Source organism: Yersinia sp. 2466 StPb PI (assembly GCF_041538325.1).
In the GTDB taxonomy this organism is placed as follows: domain Bacteria; phylum Pseudomonadota; class Gammaproteobacteria; order Enterobacterales; family Enterobacteriaceae; genus Yersinia; species Yersinia enterocolitica_E.
This window is the reverse complement of record NZ_JAULSL010000001.1, coordinates 3,635,685-3,654,313: the sequence shown is the minus strand read 5'-3', so window position 1 is coordinate 3,654,313 and position 18,629 is coordinate 3,635,685. Positions and strand designations below refer to the sequence as shown.

The following is an 18,629-nucleotide window of genomic DNA, read 5'->3' as shown; positions in this document are numbered from 1 at the left end:
AAAAACAAAAATAATTTAATCCTATCAATTGGTTAAAAAGTTGGTTTGTTCCTTCGTATCAATCGATGCCTCGTATAGAGCCATCTTATTGGTGCCGGAACGGCCTTTATCCTCTCAAACTGACTTCTTTCGAGGGTGTGTATGAGTAAAAGCATTGCGCTATCGCTGGCACTGACGGTTATAGCTTTATCAGGGTGCCAGCAACTTAATGAAGGCGTGAATAAGGTCAATGGGGCGATTAATACCTCGTTATCCTCATTGAACGGAACAGTAGATAACGCATTAGGTCTTTCCACAGCAAAACAAGATACCGGCCCGGCATCCTCAGTTGCTGGCCTTGGTCCTGTCTGTAAGGACTATGAAGAAAATGCAATGGCAGCAGAAAAGAACTGGACGGGTAAACGGATCTCAATTGCTAATGCCACTGTTCTTGAAGTCACTAAAGGCAGGAGTGCCAGCGATATGCTCAATGGTATGCCAAAAGCGGCTCATGCCAACTATTACCTGCTCTTCAAAACATCAGATACCAGCTATTGCGGCGGTATGGTGTGGATCAATTACTACTCTGGCCTTGATGATGCTGTTCTTACTTACAGGAAAGGTCAGAAGGTCAGCATTACCGGGACTATCAATAATTTCGAAGTTCGTGGTTTCACTACGGTAAACAATGCTGATATGCCGGTTCGTCTCGTTGTCCTCAAAGACGGCACTATCAGTCATTAATAAAGGATTAAATCTATGCGTAATTTTTTATTCGTTGTTGGTCTCGCGGCTCTGTTATTCGGTTGCGGTGATAAAGGCATCTATGGCAGTTATGAAAGTCCTCAATATGGGGTGAGGCTTGATATTCAGAAAGACGTGATCAAGTTTAAAGACGGAGTATTCACCGTGAAAAGCTGGGATGAAAGTCAGAAGCCTGTCTATGTTGCCAAAACACAAAATAAAGATCTCGGTGCTTGGACTTTTAAAATCGAAAAAGTCAATGATGGCATCATATATCAGGGTGTGAAGTTTAAGAAGGATTGATAAATGGAAAATAATACAATTAAATGCCCGTACTGTTTCAAAGAGAGCTTGCGTGGAGTTCACGTCTGCACAGGGTGCCAAGCTTCAGTATTGTATGGCACTTATCCCAGTTGGTATGCCTTTTCCATTATCCTGCTGTCCTTTGGACTGTCTGCTTTTATAGGTATGGCAGCAGGGATTGCCGGAACTGTAATCAGTATGCCAATAATTGCTGTTGTAGGGTTTGTTGTAGGTAAGATCGCTTTTAAAGATAATATTGTTTTCAGGCGAAGAATGTAATATCAGTATTTCGAATAAACCTGAACCACGTCTTATTAAACAGGCGTGGTTTTTTTATGTGGTACATAGCGTTCATAACCTCATTAATAAATGTTCAATCTTAAAATAAACAATAAAATATCATGTGATATATTTGACATTCATTTCACTTGCAATGTATATAATAATAAACAAAGGAGTTAATAATGAGTGATAAGCAAAAAGAAGTTTTAGATGAAATATTAAAAGCATTAGTGATTATTGAAAATAAGACAAGAATAAAAAGAGATGAGTTTGATAAATATCCTTCAGAGGATTTAATGCACATCCTGCTTAAGGAGTTAACACCACTACAAGAATCATATCTAAAAGAAAATATTATTGGCTATGAGTATTTATCAGAAGATGAAGAGATAAAATGGTTTTGTGATGCATGGCTTTATTATTTCTATGACTGAGACTAGTATTGTACGGCAAAGTTAGTTAAATAGGTGTTGATTTTAAAGAAAGCTATCAGGAAGTTCGAATAACGATGTTATCATATGTTTAGTGAATTTTTCTGGTCCTTTTTCTAAGGGATCATAATATTTACCATTTGTATATATTATCCAATGGTAGCTTTTTGATCCTAAATACCTACAATAGCAAACATAATTTTTATTTATAACAAATGATGAGACTTGACGCCCTTGGATTCTCACATTAAATATATGATTGAGAATCTGCCGCATTTGACTTACTGTAATTTTAAGGTTTGAATTACAAAGCTTGATTTTTTTAACAACGTCACTGGCTTCAGAATAAGGTTTCGACATTAGCATTGCTGCTACCGCAATCCCACAACCAGTATGAGACTCAAGTTGTTCGACAAAAATCACGCTCATCTCCCCTATGTATTCAGCTAACTTTAAGCTGAGGATAATAACGATAACTTTTAAAGTATGATGCCATTTTATTACTATCATCCATTTTCTTGATTCAATAATTGGCTATACCCGCGTTCCATTTCTTCTATAAAACACTCTCTAATTGTAGGAAATCCGCACACTAAACACTCTTTTTCTCTAATTTTAAATAATTTATAGAGATAGCTTTCTTTGATCTGTGATACATGTACGGCAGGGAATGGTCTGCTTTGTATAATCTTTTTGTTTAGCTCTATGTCATCAATAAGGTTATATTGATCCCCTGTTATATCAATTACAAAGTCATTAATCTCTAGCCAATAGTGACTTATTTGGCTATTTTTTCCAGTCGTAGCACTTACTCCTCTTAACTCAAGTTCAGGCCATAATGTCAGAAAATGATAGGAAAGAAGCATTGAGGATAATTTGCAACTCATAACTGGAAAAGAATCGATAACAAGACAGGTGTTATCTTTATCACATTTTTCGATCAACTCCCGAAACTTAATTGCTTCTTTTTTTATTTCGTTAATGGTTAACAAAATATGATCCTTAGTTGTAAGGTATGATTCATTATCAATGATACATTATTGCCAATGAATTAAAAAGAATATTGTATTGTCTACGATCGTTATATATCCCTATAACCCGGAGGTCGTAGTCTTGAAACATTGCTCTTTCCGGTTTGCTTTGATTGCATGGATGGTGTGAGTTTCATGCGGTTATCAATATCTTGTTTTTCCTGCTTGTAGCGACTTGGAAAACGATTGATTTCCTCCTTCGTCGGTATATAGTCATCACTGTTAAACCTTGCTCGTTTCTCAAACTCAGCACGGGGAACATAGATACCCAGCACCTCATCAAAGACATAGTTTTCAGCAATGCGCTTATCGTGCTCAACGTCAGTGGCCGTAGGTTTCTTCTTGGCCCAGACAAATTTCTCTCTTATATATCCTACTACCAACAGAGTGAAACGCTTGAAGATACCATCCTGACGGGGTTCAACTTGTTTCTTCTTAGACTTAACAGGAGCGCGTTTACCTGCTCTGGTTTTTGCTGAGGATGGGGTTTTCAATTTAGTGCGTGTGTAAGGTGTGGGAGCAATCAGAACAGGCTGTTGGTCTTCTGATGATGACTGCGAACCCGTTTCAGGCAATACGATTTCAACAGGTTCACGCAGCTCGGACACGGTGAAGCTTCTGAGGTCAATAATGATCTGTTGGTCCAGATCTTTAAAGGTTCGGTAGGTGACCTGAGCTTCCTGTTTCATCTCATCACGAACAGCCTGTTCAGCAGCACGGTTTTCCTGAACACTCTTGCTTTTCCACTTAGCACGGTGAATACGCTGCATCGGGGGACGACTGGTTAACGTTGCCTTGGCAAGCCATAACGCCTTGTCTTCAACATCCAATGTAATAGCGGCATTTTCCAAGGCTTCATTGTGTTGAGCATCAATAGAACGGTGATCAATACGTTCTGCAGTGCCAGCGGCTTCAAGATAACCATTGGTGAGGGTAGACCACGCTTCACGCCATAGGGTCACGTTTATCTTCTCATTCCAGCTTCTATCCTTTTTGCCAAAGCCTTCAGCCGTAATTGGCTTTAATGTCAACATCACATGTGCATGGGGATTATTACTGTCCAGATCGTGGAATGCGATATCGGCAATCATTCCCTTATCGACAAAATTATTTTGACAGTATTCCAACACCAGTTTTATTTTATCCTCATTGTTTAGCTCACAGGGAATAGCAACATCAAAATAACGGGCTGTCTGACCGTCTTTCTGGCGTTCAGCTCTTTCGACTTCATTCCATAAGGTTGCTGAACTTTCAATAATACGAGCCGGTGCAGAAACTGGTGCTAATATTTGATGATGGAATAAATCTATCCTGTGGCTGAAATCGTAAGTATTACCTGTGCGATCATCTGTTATTTTGCAACGCGCATGATAAGCCGCCTTTCTACAGGAAGACATACCCTCAGACCGTTTCACAATTTTAAACTCCAGATGAAATATCGCCATAAAATACAAACCTTAAATATAACTATGCTGCTGTTAGTTTTTCGTAAGAAAAACTTTTGTTTTGACCTTGGTTTTTTTTAGCCTGCGGCAGGCTACCGTAGGTAGACCCCACACGCTCACGAAGTGAGTGTATAAGTGGGCATTGTTTTGATAACAATGTAAAAGCTCTCCTTATTAATTAATACAACTAATATGAAAGACTGTAAATAAAGAGAAAACAAAACGCCGAATTAAGCGGCGCAATATAGATAAAAGGAAGATGTTATCCGTTAATGTTATTAGATGGCTTGCAATGAATGTCCGAAGAACAAGACGAGTTATCTATTAGACTATGAAAATAAAATCAGGAATGGGGAAAATTAAGTAACGTGGTGAGTAAGAGGCTTTGGAAATAACTATTATCTACAATCGTGTTGCATAAATACGTTTCATGGCGGATTAATGGCAGTTAGTGTTATCAATAGTTTGTTATTTAAATAAATATGATGTAAATAATAAAGAGAAGATATAAAAAGGAAATAATATGAGGTTTGGTGAACTTAACGATGTGGCATTAGTTTTACTTGGCGTTAATGCAATAATGTGGGGAATTAATATTGGACTATTGAGCTTATGGATAGTGAAATAAATATTACTCATAACATTGATTTTTATTGTAAATATGCTAATGAATAGAAAAGGAGTAAAATACAAGGGGCATATATGTTTAAAAAAAATGATGAGGCTATCGATTTAGAAGCCAAAAGGCTGCTTGATGACGGGATCTTTACTGATTTTGAAAAAGCCTATTTAGAAGCAGAAAAAACAATAATATATATAAGGGAAAAAGCAAAAGAGAGACAAGAGAAAAATAAGTTTCGATTGAAGATAAAATCAATAAAGAAACAACTGAGTTCTGATCATGAAAGTGTGAATATCCCTTACAGAAATAAAAATAAATACTAAGGGGGATTTATGACAGAAAAGACAATTAAACAACAAATCGCAACAGCACAAGAACGACTTTACTTTTTGGAATCTAAAAAGAAAAAAGACGACAAAAAATTAAATACACGACAGAAAATAATTTTAGGCGCAGAGGTTGCTAAAGTTTTAAGATGTGATATTAGTCAAGTAGATAAGAAACTAGTGTTTGGTATCTTGCTGGATATTTACTCTCTTCATGAGAGTGATATTGAAAACTATCGTGAGCGAGGCCAGATTTATCTTGATACTGTCATTAATAAATCTAAATCCTGATATCATTTTATTTCACGTCCGAACGGTGAACCGGTTTAAAACTTGTTTTTAAGCCGGTGAGCTGTTGAGCAAGCCCCAGATGGGCGCGGTAGTCTATTTCTTTATTCCGCTATGTTAAAAATATTCTTTGTTCATCTTGACCTCTTTTTTATTTTTGTTAATTAAATGATTACGTGAAAATAAAAAAGGACAAGAAAATGATTAAACAGCACAAAAAAGGATTTTCCTTATTAGAGTTGGTATTGGTTTTAGGGGTTGGCACTGCAATGGCTTTTATTAAATTTCAAGATATGAAAAATGAGCAAGAAGTTGCTATAGCTAATACGGTAGGAGCGCAGATAAAGCAAGTTGGTGAGGCAGTTAATCGCTATATCAGTATCCGCTATGACAAGCTTTCAACCCTGACAAGCAGCACCAGTCAATCCAATGATCCGGGGCCAAGAGTTTGTTCATCCAATGGCTGTGAAATCACTTATCAGACATTAATTAATGAAGGACTATTGCCTGTCAGTTATACCGGGATAAATGCCAATAAATCTTCATATAAGGTTTTATTGAAACGTTCAGGTATAGCTCCTAACTATGTGATCAATGGCCTTGTGATGACAACGGCAATATGGAATGAAGGAGGAAAAGTTCGCTATGACCTCCTTGGTAAAGCGATGCAATCGGCAGGAATAGACAGCGGAATGACCCGATCACCCACTGTAGCTTCTGGCTATGGTGGTCAATGGAATGAAAAATCATCTGACTACAACAATATCACTACAGAAGGTTTATTGGCCTATCGTGTGGGCTATGATTCATCAATGTATTCGGTTTATCTGCGCCGTGATGGCACATTGCCAATGACGGGAGACCTGAATATGGGCGGCAAAAGTATTAAAAACGCCAAAGATATTACCGCTGCAGGCACTGTGATGGCTGAGATATTAAAATCGACAGGAGCAACCAATGTTGGCGGTGCCTTAACCGTTGTAGGGAATTCGACTTTGACTGGCCCTGTAGAAGTAAGATCCACCTTATCGGTCAGTGGTGCTTCAACCTATGGCGGTATTGTTCAGGTTAATAATGTGATTAACGCCACCGGCAATATCAATACGACTGCAGATATCAGCAGTAAGCGTGTTTATTCCGGTTATATCCAGTCGACAGGACGTATCACAACAGATGAGTATGTTCAGATAAATGGGATTGCTGTATCTGGCGCAACCTGTTCACCTAATGGGCTTATTGGGCGGTCAAATACTGGTGGGGCGCTTTTCTGCCAATCAGGAGCGTGGCGTTCTGGCGGTATGAACATCAACTTTGATGCTGCGATACATGTCTATGTAGGAGATGGGGGGCGATGCCCTGCCAACTATGTGGTTGTCGGTGTTGGTGGTTTTTACGCAACTTACACAGCTGGTTATCTTTACTGTGCGCCTGTTAACTGAGCTAATGGATAATAATCCATGTATATTATTGATCCTTGGTTAGATTTTTTTAGTGAAAGTTAACTTTTCTTTTACTTGGTATAGTGATTTACCTTACATTTCTTTGATGAGAAATGTAATAAAGTTATTTAAAAACAATTGCTTGCCGGTTATTGACTGTGGTGATATTTTGCTTTGCACTTATCATATAAGTGATATAATTTAATAGTATACCGACGCGTTTTTGCAGCCTAATTCAATGGCTACATATGCTTGAAAAGATACGAAACTATTCACGCTAAATGATAACTTAGGGACTTAAAAGTGGCTAAGAAAAAACCATTAGAGAAATATAGTATTCAAGAGCTAGTCTCAGAAATAAAATCAAAAGATAAAAATAGTTTTTTCAAAAATTATATAACGCATGCTAGGTTTCCTAATTTTAAAGGGCTTGAAAATTTTGCAAGAGTTGATTTCAATTTTCCATTTACCGCATTAGTTGGTGCGAATGGAATAGGTAAAAGCTCTATCCTCCATGCACTTTTCGGAATGCCTGAGGGATATAGCACTTCAAAGTTTTGGTTTTCAACAGCACTAGATCCTATTCTTTCAGTTAATAAAAATCCACCTCGATATGTATATGGTCATTGGCATACTGAATATAACAGCATTGTTGAAACAAGAAAATCATTAGTAAAAAGGGATACTCGAAGTTATGAGGTTTGGGAGCCGACGAAAGTAAGCAAAGGTGATGGCATGGTTGATATGCCTGTTGATAACTTTCCAAGAAAATCTTCTGACCGTTGGAATCCTGTTCAAAAAGATGTTCTTTATTTAAACCTAAAAATGATTATAGGTGCATTTGATAGAACAATGCATTTAGGTGAAGATTTTACTTCGTTAAAAAAAGGCCAAAGTAAAAAAAATGAAGAGATGTTAAATGGCTCAAAGAGGCTACGTAGGGTAGTTGATAGAAATGTTAACAGTTGGTCTCTCGGAGGTGGAAGAGAACGTGTTTTTGAAAATCGGATGTTAAGTGATAATGAATTGAAGTTTATTTCATCTATTTTAGGCAGAGATTACATTTCTGCACAATATATAAGACATTCTCTTTACCCTAAACAAGAAGGTGAAGATGTAAGCGTGATTTTTGATCGGGGGATTAAATATTCAGAAGCATACGCTGGTAGTGGAGAACTTTCGGTAGTAAGCATTGTTATTAAGCTTTTATCCTGTAAAGATTATTCGCTTGTTCTTTTAGATGAACCTGAAACATCTTTGCATCCCGGAGCACAAAAAGAGCTTTTAAAATTTATATTGCATTTGATAATAATTAAGAAACTACAAGTTATTGTATCTACCCACTCAATGGATCTTATTGAAGATATTCCTTATGATGCGATAAAAGTTTTAGAGGATAATGGGGAAAATAAAACTCGGATAATTAATAGTTGCTCCCCTCATGTGGCATTACACCGTCTTGGTAAGTCTACGACTTCAAAGCGTAGAATCTATGTTGAAGATATTATGGCTAAAAATGTTATAGACAGGGCCATGAAGATTTTAGACAAAGGGGATGCCGATACATTTGAAGTAATGGTAGCCGAAGGCGGCTCTGACTCCATTTTAGTTTATCAAATACCAGTGCTTATTCAGGCGGGTTTAAATAGCTTCGTATATTTAGATGGGGATAAAAAATATGTTGAAGAATTTACTAATCCTCAAACAGTTTCGCCATCGGAATATGAAAATTTAGATGATATATTAAAATCAAATATTGGTTGCGTGCCAAAACTCCTTATTAATGGTGGGAATGATTCTGAGGGGATAAATAAAGATAGGATTCGTAAAAAACTAGATTATTTAAGCTGGATTCGCAGTCAACTAGATTATTTACCTTTAAAATGTCCTGATGCAATAGTATTGAACGCAATGGGAATTATGGATGAATATCCTACATCTCAAGAATATAAAGAAAGATTTTGTCGCGAAGCAGGGGGGGCGGATTTAAATTCTCAGCAGTTATCGGGAATAGCTGTGCATTATCTAAATAAAATGGATGACAATAATCCTAATTTGATTAAAATAGTCGATAAGCTTAATGAGTGGTTACTTGCAGTATAATCTTGGAGTTAAAATGTCACAATTACCTAAAAATAGGATAGAAATCAGTGCATTAGATATGTTTAGTGGTTGTGGTGGATTAAGTCAAGGATTATTACAAGCAGGTTTTAGTGTTAAGGCAGCAATAGAAATTGATCTTAAGGCAAAAGAAACATATGAACAGAACCATCCCCATTCCTTAATGTATCATGCAGATGTTCGAAGTTTAGATCCTAATAAAATTCTCCATGATCTAAATATGAATCCGGGAGAATTAACTTTATTGGCCGGATGCCCTCCATGCCAAGGATTTTCCCGTTTGAGAACCAAAAATAAAATTTCTTCGATTGAAGATTGCAGAAATGATCTTATTTTCGAATTTATACGTTTCATTCAGGTTATGAAACCAAAAATGGTTATGCTTGAGAATGTACCTAATTTAGTATCAGATGGCCGATTTAATAAACTTTTACAGTTTTTAGATTCTAATGGCTATTTGTCTACTTTTGATGTTTTAAATGCTTCTGACTATGGTGTACCACAGCGGAGAAAAAGATTAATACTTTTAGCTTGTAAAGGTCATAAACCGAACTTGGCCGAAAAAAATAAGAAGATTGTTAATATTCGTGAGGCTATTTTTAATATTGAATTAAAAATTGCTAACAACGATCCTCTTCATTATTTAAAAGAAAATCGTTCACAGCATGTTATGAACATTATAAAGCATATTCCTAGAAATGGGGGGAGTAGAACTGATTTACCTGAGGAATATCATTTAGCATGCCATAAAAAGGTATCAGGTTTTTTTGATGTGTATGGACGTATGTCTTGGGACGATGTTTCTCCAACAATTACAAGTGGATGTAATAATCCATCCAAAGGTCGATTCTTACATCCAACTGAAGATCGAGTCATTAGTTTAAGAGAAGCAGCTGTATTGCAAGGGTTTCCTGTGGATTATTTATTTAATATAAAACATGGGAAAGGCGCTATTGCTCTTATGATAGGTAATGCATTGCCTCCACCTTTTATTAAGGCTCACGCTAAAAGTCTATTAAAAACCAAGCTTGTTAGTGGATTAAATTGAAAGTTAAATAATATAGTCTAACTTTATGGTATATTTTTATGCTTAAATCAATTTCTAACAACCGAAAATAGTGAAGCTACATATACTATGTCTTCGGTATATTCTTATCATGAAGGGTATGTTCTTGTATATATTGATTACTACTTATGAGCAAATTCAAACGGCCTAATGATCCCATCCCGATTAAATTCCCCCACCACCGCATCATCGGCCTGCGCAAGTCAAGATGCTTGCACCCATATAAGCTGTATGACGCGGATGGATTATTTGGCGTTCTTTGACCACAAACTTGATTCAATCACAATATGCTACAAGTCTTAGAACGGAAAGCACAACCACATACTTCTGCTTGGGTATGATTACTCATTTAACGCAGACTTTCTTTGTTGGAATAATAGGAGCGCATCACTATCACGCAGCAATAGCCTTATGTTTCTGCACTTGAATATAATCCCCCCACCATTGCATAAGATCTGCTCTTTCGACGAGATACTCTGCACGATTGTAAGCAGCTATAATCTCAGTGCTTTTGGTATGAGCTAAAGCTGATTCAAGCACTTCAGTCCTGAACTTACCGCTTTCTTCTGCAGCAGTCCTTGCGATAGATCGCATACCGTGGGCAACCAATTCACCACCTAAACCCATACGGATTAACGCTGCATTGGCTGTTTGCTCATGCATATGGGTCAGCGGAGTTTTTATGCTGGGGAACACCCATTCACGATGGCTACTGATAGGCTGCATATTTTCTAGTATACGAAGAGCTTCTTTGCTGAGCGGCACCTTATGAGGACGTTTCATCTTCATAAATTCAGGGGGGATGTTCCAGATTTTGTTTTCTGTATCGATGTCAGCCCAACGCGCACGAACAGCCTCTCCGGGGCGAACCCAAGTAAGTAACTGCCATTCAATCAGCATACGTGTTTCCAGCCGTATGGAAGCATTCGCCAATGCAGCCATAAATCTTGGTAGTTCGCTGGGGGGAAGGGCGGGCATATTTTGCTTTTTAGGTTTACTAAAACGCTGACCGAGGTTATCAGCAGGATTAAACTCAATAAGTTCTTCTGTCGCTGCCCAGCGGAAGATTTCATTCAAGCGGGAAATGATTCGGCGCAGGGTTTCCAATACACCGCGTTGTTCAATTGGGTCAAGATGCTGCTTCAATAACTTAGGCCGGATCTCTTTGATAGGAACATTGCCTAATCCGGGGAAGATATTTCGTTCAAGACTACGCCAAATGTCTACTGCATGGTCTTTGGATATACCAGATGTCTTTACCTTCTCATCTAACCACTTTCGAGCAACGGCTTGTAGCGTGTGCTCAGTAGCATCCTTTAATGCATTAGCTTTATCGTTGTTATGGACTTGTGGATCGATGCCATTGGCAAGTAAAGATAGGTATTCATCCCGCAAAACTCTTGCTCTTGCTAACGTGAGGTGGGGGTAGGTTCCGAGGCTTATCTTTGTTCGCTTTTTAGTTACTGGCACTGCATACCTGAAATACCAATTTTTCTTTCCACCCCTTGAGAGGGGGGCGATTCTTAGCATTAGGCCATCACCGTCAAACAAGTTGATTTCTTTGTCTGCAGGTTTAGTGCTTTTGATTTCAGTATCCGTGAGTTTTTTAGCGAGTTTTGCCATTTTGGGACCCTCAAGTTTTGGACCCTTTGTGTAGGGTCCCAAGGAGGGTGCCATAAGTAGTGGTTTCTAGCAATTCTCGGTAGACTACTATAGACGTAAAAAAGCCCGCAAGGCTGGTTCCATGCGGGCTTAGTAGACTTTACTATACTTCAATAAAACAAAATGTGGTGGAGCTGGGGGGATTTGAACCCCCGTCCGAAATTACTACGCCGTCGGCACTACATGCTTAGTCCAGTCATTACATTCGCCGGTTAGCTGCGGACGGACACGCCACTAACAAACTATCCTGATTAGTTTTAATGCTTCAACCCCAGGCAAGGTTTCCACACGAGCTCTTTTGGGTTTGACCTCTCTTGATCCCCGTCCTAAGAGCGGAGGCTAGGGAGAGAGGGAACCTTCAGTTTCTTAGGCTGATTAAGCTGCTAAAGCAGCAGATTCGTATTGCGAGTCGTTTGCAATTATTTTTTTTGCGGTTTTTTACGAGGCCTCCGCACCTCGGCATGCACCTTGGGTTTCGCGAATCCCGTCGAATCCAGAATCAGCCCCAAAGAACTTCTATAGTATACCAGAACTATACGCTGATAAGCCAGAGACTTAACGGTTAGCGTGTTTCATTATTCTGGCTTTATCGACCTGCCATTCACGATCTTTGATGTCATCACGTTTATCGTGATCTTTCTTACCTTTTGCGACACCGATTTTAACTTTAACCCAAGCATTTTTCCAATATACGGAAAGGGCAACTACGGTAAAACCGTCGCGATTAACTTTACCGAGCAGCGAATCCAGCTCGCGTTTGTTTAGCAGCAGTTTACGGGTACGCATTGGCTCGCAGACAACATGAGTCGACGCAACGTTCAACGGCGTAATGGTGGCGCCAAACAAGAAGGCTTCGCCATTTCTAAAGGTTACGTAGCTATCACTAATGTTGGCTTTGCCAGCACGCAGAGATTTTACTTCCCAACCTTGCAGCGCAAGACCCGCTTCGAACTCTTCTTCAATGAAGTATTCATGGCGGGCTCGTTTATTTTGCGCAATGGTTGCGGAACCGGGTTTGTATGCTTTTTTCTTTGTCATAGTATTGATCATTATACTGTATGCGGAGGCGAATGAAATCCTTTCCCGCAGGATGCCTGTGCATTTTGTCTCATTTGTTGCGTAGAATGCCTAGCAGATTTTTTGTCTGGCGGTAGATAAATGGTATTATCAGCGCGTTTTATGTCTCACAGGAAATGTTATGCCACAGATTAGCCGCTCTGCGTTGGTTCCGTTTAGCGTAGAACAGATGTATCAACTGGTTAATGATGTTCGCTCTTATCCAGAATTTTTGCCTGGTTGCACCGGCAGCCGGGTGCTTGATGTTACTGAAAATGAAATGACGGCCGCAGTTGATGTCGCCAAGGCTGGTATCAGTAAAACGTTTACTACACGCAATACATTGACTGATAACCAGAGCATTAATATGCAATTGGTAGATGGGCCATTTCGGAAATTAATGGGCGGATGGCATTTTACCCCATTAAGTGCAGATGCTTGTAAAGTTGAACTGCACCTGGATTTTGAATTTACCAATAAGCTGATTGAGTTGGCTTTTGGTAAAATATTCAAGGAATTAGCTGGCAATATGGTGCAGGCGTTCACTCAACGTGCTAAAGAGGTATACAGTGTCTGAGATTCGCGTTGAGGTGGTTTATGCCTTGCCTGAACGCCAATATTTGCGGACTGTTTCACTTGAGGCTGGCAGTACTGTTGAGGATGCTATCAAAGCATCAGGTTTACTTGAGTTACGATCAGATATTGATCTGACAAAAAATAAAGTGGGTGTTTACAGCCGCCCGGTAAAGCTGGGAGATAAGCTTTCCACGGGTGATCGTGTTGAGATTTATCGCCCTCTGAGCGCAGACCCTAAAGAGTTACGCCGACAACGCGCCGAACAGGCAAAAAAATAAGGCACCGTCTGTGCCTTATTTTTATTGTAGCCCTGAACTGCTATCGAAGAAAAAGCGTACGCCATCCTATGGTTGCATAAGCATTAGGCGGCTTGTTGCCTAAAACCATAATCAGTATTCGTTCCCTTCATCTGTTCTGCAATCTTCGGATAAATTAATTTCCTGCTAATGTTGGTTCGTTTTTGATATCAGTCAGCACGCCGCTGCTATCAAAGGTCAACGTCAACGTCTGTTGTGTTACTTTCTGGTGGCCAGGTTGTTGGCGGAACACATAGAACCAGGTTTTGGTGCCAAACGGGTCCTGTAGCATTGGTGTGCCTAAGGTATATGCCACTTGTTGCTGGGTCATACCTTTATGAATTTTGGACGCGTCATTAGATGATAAATAGTTACCCTGATTAATATCAGGCCGGTAGACCACCTTCTCCAGCGTTGAACAACCCGCAGTAAGCATTGCAAGCATCACAGCGGCGGCAGTCAGCATTTTACAGCGCATAGTAATCACATTCCTTTAGGGCGTAGGATGACGATGATAATAGACCTTGCAGCAGTTGGAAACCTTTACAGGGCACCTGTATGACCTCTGGAAAGGAAAAAAGTTAATCTTTTCTATGCTGCGAGCAATTCTTTTGCATTTGCCAAGGTGTTTTTCGTCACTTCACTGCCGCCCAGAAGGCGCGCCAACTCTTGCAAGCGGGCTTTTTTATCTAGCCGATGCATATGGGTTTCGGTTTCAGTGCCATCGGTTTGTTTACTCACAAAGAAATGTTGATGGCCACAACCCGCAACTTGTGGAAGGTGGGTCACACACATAACCTGAGTCGATTCACCAAGCTGACGCAACAGGCGGCCCACTATGGCTGCCGTTGGTCCACTGATACCAACATCAACTTCATCGAAGATAAGCGCAGGAGTATCCATTTTACGCGCTGTAATCACCTGAATCGCCAATGCGATGCGAGACAGTTCACCACCGGAGGCGACTTTGGCCAGTGCTTGTAGCGGTTGACCTGGGTTGGTAGTGACGCAGAACTCAATGCGGGTCGCCCCTTCAGCACTGAGGTGCTCTGGCTCAAAATGGGTGTCAATCGTGAATTGGCCATGTGGCATTGATAATTCATGCATGCTTTCGGTAATTAGCGCGGCCAATTCATCAGCATAATGCTGGCGTTCTTGGTGCAACCGGTTAGCTATCTCTAACGCGTGTTGATAGTGAGTATTTACCGCGTGGCTGAGTTGCTCATGGTCGTTTTCTTGCCGTGACAGCTGTTCTTGCTCATCCAGCAATTGCTGGTGAAACAAGGGTAACTCTTCTGGTGCTACATGGTGTTTACGGGCCAGATTTAATTGACGAGATAACCGTTGTTCCAATTCATACAAACGGTTAGGGTCCATATCAAATTGCTCCGCATAATGGCGTAGCTCATCACTGGCTTCACTGATTTGGATAGAAGCCTCTTCTAGCATATTTAATAAATTATTAAATTGTTCATCCATGCCAGCCAGTTCGGCTAACTGGTGTTTGGCTGAGAAGAGCTGGCTGAGAATGTTATTCTGTTCATCATCCGACAGCAATTGTAAGGCTTGTTGGCTGAGTGACAACAACTGCCCACTGTTTGCCAAACGCTTATATTCGATATCAATTTGTTCATATTCCCCCGCTTGTGGGACAAATGAATTTAGTTCTTTCAACTGATATTGCAATAATTCCTTTCGGGCGTTACGTTCCAGAGATTGCTGTTGATGGAGTGCCAGTGCCCGGCAGCTTTGGTGCCAGATTTGATAGGCTGTTTTCATTTCGCTCAGCAAAGCAGACTGGTCTGCGTAGGCATCTAATAGCTGTTTTTGATGATCTGGTCTTAATAGCAACTGATGGGCATGTTGGCCGTGAATCTGGATGAGATGTTGGCCTAACTCTCGCAGTTGTGACAGGGGGACTGCCGTACCATTAATAAAGCCTCTTGAGCGGCCATCGGTTCCAATAGCCCGCCGCAATAGGCATTCATTACTGTCATCAAGATGGTTATTTTCCAACCACTGTCGGGCCGATGGGGTGTCTGTCAGTGAAAAGCGAGCACAAATATCAGCACGCGTTGCACCTAAACGCACCATGCTGCCATCTGAGCGGCTACCAAGGCATAACCCCAATGCATCTATGGCGATAGATTTACCTGCCCCTGTTTCGCCAGTAATTGCTGTCATCCCGGGTTGAAAATCGATTTCTAACTCACGCACAATTGCAAAATTACTGATGGTTAATTGGGCCAGCATGGTAAATCTCCTGTACATAAACACATGGCTGTATTTGAATACAGTATAGACTGGTTTTATATACAGTAAAGTCCTTGCGGCACTTTTTAGAATAATTTTTTCGACCAACCTAGTTTTGTACTTAACGTATTGAAATAACTGTAGTCCTTTGGATGAATAAGATTAAGGTGAAAATCACTACGGCGAATTAATACTTCTTCACCCTCCTGAATCGGTAGTGCTATCTGGCTATCACAGCTTATTTCCAGGTCGCTGGTGATTTGCGAAAACTTCAATCGGATGGTGCTGCTACTATTAATGACCAGAGGTCTGGCGGTTAGAGTGTGTGGGAACATCGGGACCAATACGATGGCGTCTAGGGTGGGGGTGAGGATTGGACCACCAGCCGAGAGCGAATAAGCCGTCGAGCCGGTAGGGGTGGCAATGATCAGGCCGTCTGAACGTTGAGAAAAAGCGAAGCGGTTATCGATATACACTTCGAATTCAATCATATGTGCCACTTTACCCGGATGCAAAACCACTTCATTGATTGCTGTGCTGATGCGGCTTTGCTGATTGGTACGAGTCACTTGTACTTCTAGTAAGAAGCGTTGTTCGCTTAGGTATTCGCCTTCCAGTACATCTGAAAGTTGTTGTTGGGCATTATCCGGGTCCAAATCAGTCAGAAAGCCCAGATTGCCTCGGTTGACACCGATGACTTTGATATCATAGCGAGCGAGTACTCGCGCGGCACCGAGCATATTGCCGTCGCCCCCGACCACCACGGCTAAATCGGCTTTTTGGCCAATATCAGCCAAGCTGCCGGTAATGGCATCGGTTAAATTTAGATCTTTGGCGATCTGCTGTTCAACCATCACGTCATAACCTTTGGCGTTTAACCAGTGGTAGAGCATCTCATGGGTGGCAAGTGCAGCCGGATGCCGTGGGTGACCGACAATACCAATACAATTGAATCTTTTATTATTCATTGCCGTGATTTTCCTTACTGGGGTGTCTTTTACCCCACATTATGACCGGTTCCCTTGAATCCCCGGTTTTGATCCCCATAATAAGCCAAGTAGCGAGATTAATGCTAAAACGCGGAGATATCCATGAGTAGTAAAGAACAGAAAACACCAAACGAGCAAGTCTCGGAAGAAATGGAAAATGCAGCAGAGCAGCAAGTGGAAGCGACACAAGAGACGGGTGAAGGTGTAGATCCGCGTGTTGCCGAGCTTGAAGCGCAGTTGGCTGCAGCCGTACAGCGTGAGCGCGAAAGCTTGCTACGCGCTAAGGCTGAAGTTGAGAATATCCGTCGTCGTACTGAATTGGATGTTGAAAAAGCGCATAAGTTTGCACTGGAAAGATTTTCATCTGAATTATTGCCAGTGATCGATAATCTGGAACGTGCACTGGATACTGCTGATAAAAGCAATGCCGAACTGACTTCGATGATTGAAGGTGTCGAGTTGACGCTGAAATCACTGCTCGATGCAGTAGGTAAATTCGGCATTGAGGTTGTCGCTGATACCCATGTGCCGTTTAATCCTGATGTTCATCAGGCAATGACGATGCTTGAATCTGCTGATCATGAACCAAATCATGTGATGATGGTGATGCAAAAAGGCTATACGCTAAATGGCCGTTTGCTACGCCCGGCAATGGTTGCGGTATCTAAAGCGAAAGCTTAAGGTGTCCTGACGTGAAAAAGGCACCTTCGGGTGCCTTTTTTTATTTAACTATCTTGGTATTTTAATCTGCTGTTGGTAGTTTTGGTTGCCAATCAATAGCTTGTTGATTGTGCTGTTGCAGTAGCTGATTTGCTTGTGAAAAGTGCTTACAACCAAGAAAACCACGATGGGCAGACAGCGGCGATGGGTGCGGCGCTTTTAAAATAAAGTGGCGTTGGGTATCAATGATCCGGCCCTTCTTCTGGGCATGTGCTCCCCACAGCATAAAAATCACCCCATCACGATGTTCATTCAGGGCTGCAATGACTTTATCAGTGAAGGTTTCCCAACCAAGGTTAGCATGAGAGTGCGCATTACCTGCTTCAACGGTTAGCACGGTATTGAGCAGCAATACCCCTTGTTCGGCCCAGCTTTGCAAGAAGCCATGATTGGGGCGCTCAAAGCCTGGAATATCGGTAGCCAACTCTTTGTACATGTTCACCAAAGAGGGAGGCGCCGGCACACCAGGTAACACAGAAAATGATAATCCATGTGCTTGATTGGGGCCGTGGTAGGGGTCTTGCCCTAAAATAACCACTTTAACCTGATCCAATTCAGTCAGGCGGAATGCGTTAAATACATCTTTTTGCGCAGGATAGATAGTCTTGCCAGCACTGCGTTCTGCTGCCACATAGGCCAGTGTATCTCTAAAGTAAGGCTGTTCTTTTTCCTGGCCGATCACATCGTGCCAGGTAAGGGAGGCAGACATAAACACTCTCCTTGGTTTCTGCAAAGTATTGATGTGCGTTAGCTTACCGGTTCAAACCGGTGAGTGAAACCGTTAAACCTGACTCTGTGACGTAATGATGATTTTTTGACCTTTTTATGCAAAAAATGTTGAAAATTTACAAAAATATTTGCTGTCAGTCGTTTTGATAAAATTGATATAAAACATAAATTTGCCGATGGAGTTATTACTGACATGGCCGAAAGATTGATTTAAGTCAAAGAATTGCGACGGTCTGACTGGTATACAGAACAATAAGACAACAATGGTTTT

Annotated in this window: 21 protein-coding genes and 1 other RNA gene; 12 read left to right on the top strand and 10 right to left on the bottom strand. The window is 40.8% G+C overall.

The window, feature by feature from the left end:
* Nucleotides 1-141: 141 nt before the first annotated feature.
* The 4 genes from Q2T72_RS16550 to Q2T72_RS16535 all read left to right on the top strand — a co-directional run bounded on the left by Q2T72_RS16550 (nucleotide 142) and on the right by Q2T72_RS16535 (nucleotide 1,742).
* On the top strand, nucleotides 142-723 hold the full coding sequence (locus Q2T72_RS16550; protein WP_372569494.1) for a hypothetical protein: 582 nt from the start codon (nucleotides 142-144) through the stop codon (nucleotides 721-723).
* A 15-nt stretch (nucleotides 724-738) separates the two neighbouring features.
* The gene (locus tag Q2T72_RS16545) at nucleotides 739-1,026 is read left to right on the top strand and encodes a hypothetical protein (RefSeq protein WP_145582856.1); all 288 of its coding nucleotides are present in this window, start codon (nucleotides 739-741) and stop codon (nucleotides 1,024-1,026) included.
* 3 nt (nucleotides 1,027-1,029) lie between these two features.
* Entirely contained in the window at nucleotides 1,030-1,305 is a 276-nt protein-coding gene (locus tag Q2T72_RS16540; RefSeq protein ID WP_372569493.1) for a hypothetical protein, read from the top strand.
* A 185-nt stretch (nucleotides 1,306-1,490) separates the two neighbouring features.
* A complete protein-coding gene (locus Q2T72_RS16535; RefSeq protein ID WP_289832810.1) occupies nucleotides 1,491-1,742 on the top strand; it encodes a hypothetical protein in 252 nt (83 codons plus the stop codon).
* 42 nt (nucleotides 1,743-1,784) lie between these two features.
* Here the strand turns inward: Q2T72_RS16535 and Q2T72_RS16530 are convergent, their stop codons facing one another.
* From Q2T72_RS16530 to mobQ, 3 genes are all read right to left on the bottom strand, one after another.
* The gene (locus Q2T72_RS16530) at nucleotides 1,785-2,249 is read right to left on the bottom strand and encodes a hypothetical protein (RefSeq protein ID WP_372569492.1); all 465 of its coding nucleotides are present in this window, start codon (nucleotides 2,247-2,249) and stop codon (nucleotides 1,785-1,787) included.
* On the bottom strand, nucleotides 2,246-2,731 hold the full coding sequence (locus Q2T72_RS16525) for a hypothetical protein (protein WP_265316102.1): 486 nt from the start codon (nucleotides 2,729-2,731) through the stop codon (nucleotides 2,246-2,248). Before Q2T72_RS16525 ends, Q2T72_RS16530 begins: the two co-directional genes overlap by 4 nt.
* 89 nt (nucleotides 2,732-2,820) lie before the next feature.
* On the bottom strand, nucleotides 2,821-4,215 hold the full coding sequence (mobQ, locus tag Q2T72_RS16520; protein WP_372569491.1) for a MobQ family relaxase: 1,395 nt from the start codon (nucleotides 4,213-4,215) through the stop codon (nucleotides 2,821-2,823).
* Nucleotides 4,216-4,917: 702 nt separating this feature from the next.
* Here mobQ and Q2T72_RS16515 point away from each other — a divergent pair.
* The 5 genes from Q2T72_RS16515 to Q2T72_RS16495 all read left to right on the top strand — a co-directional run bounded on the left by Q2T72_RS16515 (nucleotide 4,918) and on the right by Q2T72_RS16495 (nucleotide 10,059).
* On the top strand, nucleotides 4,918-5,160 hold the full coding sequence (locus tag Q2T72_RS16515; RefSeq protein ID WP_372569490.1) for a hypothetical protein: 243 nt from the start codon (nucleotides 4,918-4,920) through the stop codon (nucleotides 5,158-5,160).
* A gap of 9 nt (nucleotides 5,161-5,169) precedes the next feature.
* Entirely contained in the window at nucleotides 5,170-5,454 is a 285-nt protein-coding gene (locus Q2T72_RS16510; protein ID WP_372569489.1) for a conjugal transfer protein TraD, read from the top strand.
* Nucleotides 5,455-5,651: 197 nt separating this feature from the next.
* On the top strand, nucleotides 5,652-6,890 hold the full coding sequence (pilV, locus tag Q2T72_RS16505; RefSeq protein ID WP_372569488.1) for a shufflon system plasmid conjugative transfer pilus tip adhesin PilV: 1,239 nt from the start codon (nucleotides 5,652-5,654) through the stop codon (nucleotides 6,888-6,890).
* Nucleotides 6,891-7,193: 303 nt separating this feature from the next.
* Nucleotides 7,194-8,993, top strand: coding sequence for an AAA family ATPase (locus Q2T72_RS16500; protein WP_372569487.1), 1,800 nt, complete (start codon nucleotides 7,194-7,196; stop codon nucleotides 8,991-8,993).
* 13 nt (nucleotides 8,994-9,006) lie between these two features.
* On the top strand, nucleotides 9,007-10,059 hold the full coding sequence (locus Q2T72_RS16495) for a DNA cytosine methyltransferase (protein WP_372569485.1): 1,053 nt from the start codon (nucleotides 9,007-9,009) through the stop codon (nucleotides 10,057-10,059).
* Nucleotides 10,060-10,470: 411 nt separating this feature from the next.
* Here Q2T72_RS16495 and Q2T72_RS16490 read toward each other — a convergent pair whose 3' ends face one another.
* The 3 genes from Q2T72_RS16490 to smpB all read right to left on the bottom strand — a co-directional run bounded on the left by Q2T72_RS16490 (nucleotide 10,471) and on the right by smpB (nucleotide 12,777).
* Nucleotides 10,471-11,700 (bottom strand): integrase domain-containing protein, encoded by a 1,230-nt coding sequence (locus Q2T72_RS16490; protein ID WP_372569484.1) that lies wholly within the window; start codon nucleotides 11,698-11,700, stop codon nucleotides 10,471-10,473.
* A gap of 165 nt (nucleotides 11,701-11,865) precedes the next feature.
* Nucleotides 11,866-12,246, bottom strand: a transfer-messenger RNA (tmRNA) gene (gene ssrA, locus Q2T72_RS16485).
* Between the two features lie 48 nt (nucleotides 12,247-12,294).
* Nucleotides 12,295-12,777, bottom strand: a complete 483-nt coding sequence (smpB, locus tag Q2T72_RS16480; protein WP_049608454.1) for an SsrA-binding protein SmpB — start codon at nucleotides 12,775-12,777, stop codon at nucleotides 12,295-12,297.
* 160 nt (nucleotides 12,778-12,937) lie between these two features.
* On the opposite strand from smpB, the gene Q2T72_RS16475 reads away from it, so the two are divergent.
* Both Q2T72_RS16475 and Q2T72_RS16470 read left to right on the top strand, forming a co-directional pair.
* Complete coding sequence (locus tag Q2T72_RS16475) at nucleotides 12,938-13,372, top strand: type II toxin-antitoxin system RatA family toxin (protein WP_005188672.1); 435 nt, start codon at nucleotides 12,938-12,940, stop codon at nucleotides 13,370-13,372.
* Nucleotides 13,365-13,649 (top strand): RnfH family protein, encoded by a 285-nt coding sequence (locus Q2T72_RS16470; RefSeq protein WP_083163106.1) that lies wholly within the window; start codon nucleotides 13,365-13,367, stop codon nucleotides 13,647-13,649. Before Q2T72_RS16475 ends, Q2T72_RS16470 begins: the two co-directional genes overlap by 8 nt.
* A gap of 154 nt (nucleotides 13,650-13,803) precedes the next feature.
* Here Q2T72_RS16470 and bamE read toward each other — a convergent pair whose 3' ends face one another.
* The 3 genes from bamE to nadK all read right to left on the bottom strand — a co-directional run bounded on the left by bamE (nucleotide 13,804) and on the right by nadK (nucleotide 16,888).
* On the bottom strand, nucleotides 13,804-14,145 hold the full coding sequence (gene bamE, locus Q2T72_RS16465; protein WP_372569483.1) for an outer membrane protein assembly factor BamE: 342 nt from the start codon (nucleotides 14,143-14,145) through the stop codon (nucleotides 13,804-13,806).
* 113 nt (nucleotides 14,146-14,258) lie between these two features.
* Nucleotides 14,259-15,920: a DNA repair protein RecN gene (gene recN / locus Q2T72_RS16460; protein ID WP_372569482.1), complete on the bottom strand. Its 1,662-nt coding sequence runs from the start codon at nucleotides 15,918-15,920 to the stop codon at nucleotides 14,259-14,261.
* A gap of 86 nt (nucleotides 15,921-16,006) precedes the next feature.
* Nucleotides 16,007-16,888, bottom strand: coding sequence for an NAD(+) kinase (gene nadK / locus Q2T72_RS16455; protein WP_083163112.1), 882 nt, complete (start codon nucleotides 16,886-16,888; stop codon nucleotides 16,007-16,009).
* A 123-nt stretch (nucleotides 16,889-17,011) separates the two neighbouring features.
* Here nadK and grpE point away from each other — a divergent pair, with 123 nt between their 5' ends.
* Nucleotides 17,012-17,590 (top strand): nucleotide exchange factor GrpE, encoded by a 579-nt coding sequence (gene grpE / locus Q2T72_RS16450; RefSeq protein ID WP_083163114.1) that lies wholly within the window; start codon nucleotides 17,012-17,014, stop codon nucleotides 17,588-17,590.
* Between the two features lie 61 nt (nucleotides 17,591-17,651).
* Here grpE and ung read toward each other — a convergent pair whose 3' ends face one another.
* Complete coding sequence (gene ung, locus Q2T72_RS16445; protein ID WP_372569481.1) at nucleotides 17,652-18,338, bottom strand: uracil-DNA glycosylase; 687 nt, start codon at nucleotides 18,336-18,338, stop codon at nucleotides 17,652-17,654.
* Nucleotides 18,339-18,629: the final 291 nt, after the last annotated feature.